General features: G+C 71.2%; 6 protein-coding genes and 1 pseudogene. 2 read left to right on the top strand and 5 right to left on the bottom strand.

Annotated elements, in window-relative coordinates; translation table 11 throughout:
• Positions 1-450: MATE family efflux transporter (locus ACFR9S_RS10220; protein ID WP_379818554.1), on the top strand; the 450-nt coding region annotated here is incomplete at its 5' end.
• 32 nt (positions 451-482) lie between these two features.
• Here the strand turns inward: ACFR9S_RS10220 and ACFR9S_RS10215 are convergent.
• The 4 genes from ACFR9S_RS10215 to ACFR9S_RS10200 all read right to left on the bottom strand — a co-directional run bounded on the left by ACFR9S_RS10215 (position 483) and on the right by ACFR9S_RS10200 (position 3,553).
• A complete protein-coding gene (locus ACFR9S_RS10215) occupies positions 483-1,439 on the bottom strand; it encodes an AEC family transporter (protein ID WP_379818553.1) in 957 nt (318 codons plus the stop codon).
• Positions 1,440-1,589: 150 nt separating this feature from the next.
• The gene (gene corA, locus ACFR9S_RS10210) at positions 1,590-2,576 is read right to left on the bottom strand and encodes a magnesium/cobalt transporter CorA (protein WP_379732375.1); all 987 of its coding nucleotides are present in this window, start codon (positions 2,574-2,576) and stop codon (positions 1,590-1,592) included.
• Complete coding sequence (locus ACFR9S_RS10205; RefSeq protein WP_379732376.1) at positions 2,573-2,743, bottom strand: hypothetical protein; 171 nt, start codon at positions 2,741-2,743, stop codon at positions 2,573-2,575. The genes corA and ACFR9S_RS10205 overlap by 4 nt, the downstream gene beginning before the upstream one ends.
• A gap of 42 nt (positions 2,744-2,785) precedes the next feature.
• The gene (locus ACFR9S_RS10200; protein ID WP_379818552.1) at positions 2,786-3,553 is read right to left on the bottom strand and encodes an alpha/beta fold hydrolase; all 768 of its coding nucleotides are present in this window, start codon (positions 3,551-3,553) and stop codon (positions 2,786-2,788) included.
• Between the two features lie 87 nt (positions 3,554-3,640).
• Here ACFR9S_RS10200 and ACFR9S_RS10195 point away from each other — a divergent pair, with 87 nt between their 5' ends.
• Complete coding sequence (locus tag ACFR9S_RS10195; RefSeq protein ID WP_379732925.1) at positions 3,641-3,850, top strand: hypothetical protein; 210 nt, start codon at positions 3,641-3,643, stop codon at positions 3,848-3,850.
• A 7-nt stretch (positions 3,851-3,857) separates the two neighbouring features.
• Here the strand turns inward: ACFR9S_RS10195 and ACFR9S_RS10190 are convergent.
• Positions 3,858-4,405 (bottom strand): annotated as a pseudogene (locus ACFR9S_RS10190) (hypothetical protein); the annotation flags it as partial.

Here is a 4,405-nt window from a genome sequence, read left to right as displayed (position 1 = left end):
GGGCTGGTCGTCGCCGTGCTCTCGGTCGTCGCGGTCGTCGTCGCCGCCGTCCCGGAGCCGATCGTCGCCCTGTTCCTCCCCGCGACGACGGCGGGCGCCGTCGCGACGATCGACCACGCCGCGACGTACCTCAGGATCGCCAGCGTCGCGTTCGTGTTCTTCGGCGTGTTTCAGGTCGCGATGGGGACGTTCCGCGGCGCGGGCAACACCACGACAGCGCTGGCGCTCTCGCTGCTCGCACTGTGGGTCGTCCGCCTCCCGGCGACGTACCTGCTCGCGTTTCCGCTGGGGTGGGGGCCGACCGGCGTCTGGACGGCTGTCGCACTGGGCGACATCGTGGGCGCGGTGGCTGCCCTCGCGTGGCTCTCCCGCGGGACGTGGAAGTCGGCGGTCGTCGACTCGGCGCCGGTGTCGCCGGGGCGGAACGTGCCCCGGCACAGCGACGACTGATCACGGCGGCACGGAGAGGCAGCGAGGGGCAACTAAACGAGCGCGCCGGACTGCAACACCGAGATCAGCACCGTCAGCACCGGCACCGACAAAAGCGTCGTCGCCGCCACGGCCGTCGAGACGAACTCCGGGGCGCTGACGCCGCCGACCTCCACGTCGTCGGCGAACTCGATCAGGAGGACCAGCGGCGTCACCGCCGCGGGCATCGCCGACTCCAGCACGAACGTCCGGGCGACGGTCGGCTCCTCGAAGCCGACCAGCAGGGCGACGCCGATGGCGACCGCCGGCGCGACGACCATCTTCCCCGCGCTCGCGACGCCGATCTGGAACGGCGCGGCGCCGAAGTCGGTGTTCGCGAGCTGGATGCCGAGGATCAGCAGCATCACGGGGATCGAGGCGTCGCCGACCAGCCGCAGCGTCTCCATCGCGGTCGAGCCGCCCGCGGGCACGAGTCCCAGCGCCCGCATGAGCAGGCCCGCGGCGACCGCGTAGATCAGCGGGATGCGGAACACGCGCTTGAGCGCGCCCAGCCCCGCGCTCCCGCCGCCGCGGGAGGCGACGTAGACGCCGACGGTGTACATCAGCACCGACTGGGCGGCGACGTACAGCACCGCCACCCCCCGGCCGACGGTGCCGAACGCGAAGTCGCTGACCGGGATACCGTAGTTGCCGGCGTTGGGGAACGTCGAGACGAGCACCAGCGCCGACAGCGTCGCGTCGACGACGCCGAGCAGCCGGCCCGAGAGCTCCACAAGCGCCGCCATCCCCAGCGTGAACGCGGTGACCGCCGCGGCGAGGCGGACCAGCGTCTCGCCGCCCAGCCCCGTGTCGAGCAGGCTGTGGAGCACCAGCGCCGGCGCGAGCACGTACACCGTCGCCGTGTTGAGCGGCCCGGGCTCCACGTCTTTCGCCCGGCCGAGGGTGAAGCCGACGCCCGCGATCAGGACGATCGGCAGGATGGCCGAGACGAAGATGTCGATCAGTGCCACTACGGAAGCGTGATCGGCGCGGGATCAAGAGGGGTTCGGTCCCGGCGATCGGCCGGTACGACGGCTCACGCACCGTCGAACGGGATCCCCCGGATGACGAGGAAACGCGAAGCACCGCGGGACGGAGCCGGGACGAGGAGTGCGACCGCCTCAGAGCCACCCCTGCCGGCGGAAGTGGCCGAGCAGCAGCGCCGCCACCAGCGCCATCCCGAGCATCGTCGCCGGGTAGCCGTACGTCCAGCCGAGTTCCGGCATCGCGAAGGGGGTCCCCGAGAAGTTCATCCCGTAGACGCCGACGACGAACGTCAGCGGGATGAAAATCGCCGCGACGACCGTGAGCGTCTTCATCACGTCGTTGGTCGACTGGGAGACGGCGTTGAGGTAGATGTCCCGCGAGCCGCCGGTCAGGTCGCGGTACGTCTCGATCAGGTCCACCACCTGCACGAGGTGGTCGGAGACGTCCCGGAAGTACTTCTCGTTGCTCTCGGCGACCTGCGGTACGTCGCCGCGGGCGAGCGAGGAGACGGCCTCCCGGGCGGGCCACGCGACTTTCCGGAACGCGAGCAGGTCCCGGCGCACGCCGTTAAGCTCCTCGAGGATCTCCGGCTCGGGATCGTGGAGCACCCGCTCCTCGACGGCCTCGATGTCGGTCTCGATCTCGTCGAGCACGTCGAAGTAGTCGTCGACGATCGCGTCGAGCACGCGGTAGGCGAGGAAGTCGGCGCCCCGGTCGGCGACGCGGCTGCTGTCGCGGGTCCAAGCGGACGCCGTCGGCGCGACCAGTTCGAGGTCCGGCGGCGCGATCGTCACCAGCCAGCCGTCGCCGACGAACAGCCCCACCGACCGGCTCTGGATCTCCTTCCCGAACGCCACGTCGTCGCGCTGGCTTAGCTGCGTGGTCTTCATCAGCACGAACGTGTGGTCGCCGTACTCCTCGGTCTTCGGCCGGGTGTTCTCGTCGAGGGCGTCCTCGACGGCCAGCGGGTGGATGTCGAACCGCTCCCTGATCGCCTCCAGATCCGACCGCTCACCCGCGGAGGCGTGGATCCACGTCTCCCCCGGGGCCTCCACGGCCGCGCCCACGTCGTCGTACTCCTCGACGCCGGCGCCCGTGTAGACGACCGCCTGGAGCGTCACGGCTCCCCCTCCGACCGCGGGCCGTCCCCCGTCGCCACGAGCACGATCCCCACCATCACCGCCGTCAGCGAGAACGCGCGACCGGGGTAGGGGACGTAGATCCCGACGCCGTAGCTCAGCAGGCCGGCGACCAGCAGGCCGCCGCCCGCGACTCTCCGTGGTTCCATGCGCCGGCGTTCGGGCGACGGGTAGTTAAAGCCGCCCGCGCGCTACGCCGACTCCAGGAACGTCCGCAGCCGGTCGTTGACGACCTTCGACGCCTCGACGCCGACGAGGTGGCCCGCGCCCTCGACCTCGAACAGCTCCGCGTTCGGCAGGTCCTCGGCGAGCTCGCGCCCCCGGGCCGGCGGGCAGAGCCGGTCGTCGCCCCCGTGGACCACGAGCGCCGGCTCGGTGATCTCGTACGGTTTTTCGACGGCGAACTCCTCGAGCGCGGCGGCCTGTCGCTCCCAGGCCTCGCGGTCGGCGTCCTCGGCGGCGCGCCACTCGACGAACTGGCTGATCGCGTCGGCCTGCTCGTCGACGAACTCGCGGGAGAACGCCGACTCCAGCGAGGCCCGCAGCGCCGCTGCGTCCGTTGGCGGCGCGAACAGCGGCTCGGGGTCGTAGCCGTCGCCCGAGAGCGCGGTGCCGAGCAGCGTGAGCGACCGGACGCGGCCGGTGCTCCGGGCGAGTTCGAGCGCGACCATCCCGCCGAGGCCGGCGCCGACGACGTGGGCTGAGCGGACGCCGTGGTCCCGCAGCACCGCCACGGCGTCCTCGGCCAGCGTCTCGACGGTGCAGTCCGCGGGCGGGTCGTCCGAGCGCCCGCAGCCCCGCGTGTCGGCCACGATCAGTTCGTACGGCCCGGCGAGGGCGGCGTGCTGCCAGCCCCACTGCCACGCGCCGAGGCCGACGTCGCCGCAGCACAGCACCGCCTCGCCGTCGCCGTCGGTCTCGTAGTACAGCGAGACGCCGTCGGTGTTCGCGTGAGGCACGGCCGGCGGTTCGGCCGGCTCGGTGTTGATCGTTCCGGCGGAGAACCGATGAACAGTTTGAAACCCGTCGGTACTGACGCTTCCCCCATGCCTGCGTGCGAACGCTGTGGCGCGCACCTCGACGCCACGGGTGGGGGGCTCGCGGACACGCTCGGCCTCGCGAGCTACGACGGCTACGAGTGCCAGCGCTGTGGGGTACTGCTCTGTTCGGACTGCTACAACAAGCGGACGACGGAGCTCGCGGGGGCGGCGCCCGACAGCTGTCCGCAGTGTGACGGGCGGTTGGCGAAGCGGTAACGTCCCCTCACTCGACTTTCTCGACCGTCACCACCGTCGCCCACGCGTCGCCGACGACGTAGGCCGTCTCGTAGGTCTCGTTCTCGTACCGGACGTACTCCACGTCCTGTAGCGACTCGGGGAGCGAGTCCCACTTCCCGTACGGCGCGTAGTACTCGCCCTCGATGATCGCCGTCCGGACTTCCTCACGGACGCGCTCCGGGAGGTCTTCGAGCGCGACGACGGTCGCGTTCTCGCCCGGCGAGCCGACGGACGTTCGGATCTGGTAGGCGGCGTACAGCTCCCCCGGGTGGGTGGAGATCTCGTACAGTTCGCCCTCGTACCGGACGTACTCGTGCTCCCGGAACGGATCGACGTGCTCGAAGTCGTACCCCGCGGAGTCGTTCACGTACGACGTGTTCGGGACGAAGCTCGCCTCGCCGTCGATCGCGTCCCGGAACGCCTGCTGTTGGTGACTGTTCAGCTCCTCGTACGCGACGACGCGTTCGGACTCGGCCGTGCTCGTGGGCGATGCCGTCGTCGGCGTCTCAGTCGCCGTCTGCGTCGGTGTCGGCG

The organism is Halolamina salina (assembly GCF_042678005.1).
Classification (GTDB): Archaea; Halobacteriota; Halobacteria; order Halobacteriales; family Haloferacaceae; genus Halolamina; species Halolamina salina.
Note: the sequence above shows the minus strand (reverse complement) of the source record. Positions and strands in the feature narration are given on the sequence as shown.